The organism is Alkalibacterium sp. MB6, assembly GCF_009935905.1.
Taxonomy (GTDB): Bacteria; Bacillota; Bacilli; order Lactobacillales; family Carnobacteriaceae_A; genus Alkalibacterium.
Window position 1 is genome coordinate 1 of sequence record NZ_PREX01000049.1, and the last position, 2,510, is coordinate 2,510.

2 protein-coding genes are annotated in these 2,510 nt (G+C 36.7%); both read left to right on the forward strand.

The features are described 5' to 3' along the window. The first annotated feature begins 148 nt into the window (after nt 1-148). Nucleotides 149-1,018 (forward strand): glycosyltransferase family 8 protein, encoded by an 870-nt coding sequence (locus C3945_RS11565; protein ID WP_161879805.1) that lies wholly within the window; start codon nt 149-151, stop codon nt 1,016-1,018. Beyond that, on the forward strand, nt 1,015-2,376 hold the full coding sequence (gene gorA / locus C3945_RS11570; protein ID WP_161879806.1) for a glutathione-disulfide reductase: 1,362 nt from the start codon (nt 1,015-1,017) through the stop codon (nt 2,374-2,376). The genes C3945_RS11565 and gorA overlap by 4 nt, the downstream gene beginning before the upstream one ends. Nucleotides 2,377-2,510 lie beyond the last annotated feature (134 nt).

Genomic DNA, 2,510 nt, shown 5'->3' on the forward strand with positions numbered 1-2,510 from the left:
TGGATAAGTCATCCGAGTACTAGTATAAAGGATTTTTTTATACGATGGAACAGTTTAAAATTTTAATGCAACACTAGTGTTTTTAAAGGTTATAATATATTGAGAGAGCCTATGCTCCTAACTGTTTATTGATGCTGGAGGAATTATAATGATAAATTTATTGTTTTCACTTAATGAAACTTATGTCTATCCATTGAATGTTCTTATAAAATCTATAGTTGATTTGCATCCAAATGATACTTTTCGCCTATTTCTATTGCACGCCGGGATAAGAGAAGAAACATTACAAGAGCTTAGAGAAAGCATTGAAATTCATGGACATGAATTTCACCCCATTTACAGTAAGAATTTCTTTGAGTCGGCTGATAAAGTAGCCATCACTCGTTATTATGCTATAGAGATGTATTTGTGGATGTTTGCACCGTATCTATTACCAGAAGAGATTGATCGCGTGTTGTATTTAGATCCTGATATAGTCGCTATTAACGATATCAAGTCCTTTTATAATAAAGAGTTTAAAGGTCATTCATTTATTGCGACAAACTATAAGTATAAAACCAAGTGGCTCCAGCCTTTTAATAATTTGAGATTACGTAATTTTGAATCGGATAATTACTTTAACTCAGGCGTTGTATTAATGAATATAAAAAAACTCAGACAAACTGCTAACGCGAAAGAAATAGTGGAAGCCATTAGAGAGAATAAACCAGTTTTGATTTTACCAGACCAAGATATCTTCAATCTCCTCTATGTAAATGATATACTGGAAGAGGATTGGCGTATATATAATATGGATCCAAGAGTATTTGATAAGTTGAGAATATTGTTTCCGAGTAAATACACATTGGAAGATATTGAAGAAAATGTCGTGTTTATTCATTATTCTGGCAAACAAAAACCATGGGTCCTGAGAGAGAAATACAAGCATGCTCTAGGAAAATATTTTTTTGATGTAGAAAAAACAGTCTATCCTCGGTATGATGTAGCTGTGGAAGATAAGAAAGGAAGAATTAAATGACCAGTTCATATGATTACGATTATTTAGTTATCGGCGGAGGAAGCGGAGGTATTGCATCTGCGAATCGTGCAGGTATGCATGGAGCAAAAGTAGCCTTAATAGAAGAAAATAACCTTGGGGGTACATGTGTCAACTTAGGTTGTGTGCCTAAGAAAGTGATGTGGTATGTCGCTGAAATGATGGAGAGCATTACTCATTATGGTGAGGGATATGGCTTGGAATGGTCAGAAAAACCAACATTAAACTTCAAAAAAATGGTTGAAAACAGAGAATCGTATATATCGTTTCTACACAAGGCATATAAAAGAGGGTTAGATAATAATAAGGTAGAGTTGATTAAAGGACGAGCCACGTTTGTGAATAAGTCTACCGTTAAAGTGAATGATCAAACCTTAACTGCCAAACACATACTTATCGCTACAGGTGGTCAACCAAAACGCTTAGACATACCCGGTGGTGACTTGGGAATTGTCTCAGATGGCGTATTTGCTTTGACTAAGCTGCCTAAGAGTGTGGCAGTCATCGGTGGAGGTTACATTGGTGTTGAAATGAGTCAAATATACCATGCGATGGGTGCCGATACCCATTTGTTTGTTCGTAAGCCTGCTCCTTTAAACAGTTTTGATTCCATTATCAAAAAAGGGTTTATGGAGTTAGCTGAAAAAGAAGGGCGAGCTGTTCATACAAATAAATCTATCATTGAAGTGAAAGAGCTTGGTGATAAACATTACCAAATTGTTTTTGAAGATGGATCCGTACATGATACTGAATTGGTCGTATGGGCAACGGGAAGAACACCGAACACAAAAGGCTTGAATTTAGAATCAGCCGGAGTTAATGTGTACCCGGGCGGTTATATCGAAGTAGATAAATACCAAAATACAACAGCAGAAAACATATATTCTGTTGGAGATGTCACAGGTAGGGTAGAGTTAACACCAGTCGCAATTGCTGCGGGTAGACGATTATCTGAACGGTTATTCAACGGTCAAGAAGATGAGTACCTGGATTATCAAAATATACCGACAGTTATTTTCACACATCCTCCTATAGGAACAATCGGAATGACAGAAGAGCAAGTGAGAGATTTGTACCCAGAGGAAGAAATAAAAATTTATCAAACATCCTTTACGTCTATGCATAGTTCAATTACAGAAAATCGACAAAAGGCGTATATGAAACTTGTTTGTTTAGGTAAAGACGAAAAAGTCGTTGGCTTACATGGAATAGGAAAAGGGATGGATGAAATCCTTCAAGGGTTTGCAGTAGCTATCCAAATGGGAGCGACCAAAAGAGATTTTGACCGGACCATCGCTATCCACCCTACTGCTGCCGAAGAGTTTGTCACAATGAAATAAGAAGTCGCACAGTTGAATACTATCATTATAGGCTCCTATAACAGTGGTTGCAGGAGCCTATTTGGCATAAACCCGAACGTTCGGGAAAAAATGTAGTTAAACTTTAAGGTTTTTGTTGCATTCTCTTTACTAGT

Coding starts and splice junctions, on each gene's coding strand:
- C3945_RS11565 (WP_161879805.1), top strand. CDS start 149: ATGATAAATTTATTGTTTTCACTTAATGAAACTTATGTCTATCCATTG.
- gorA (WP_161879806.1), top strand. CDS start 1,015: ATGACCAGTTCATATGATTACGATTATTTAGTTATCGGCGGAGGAAGC.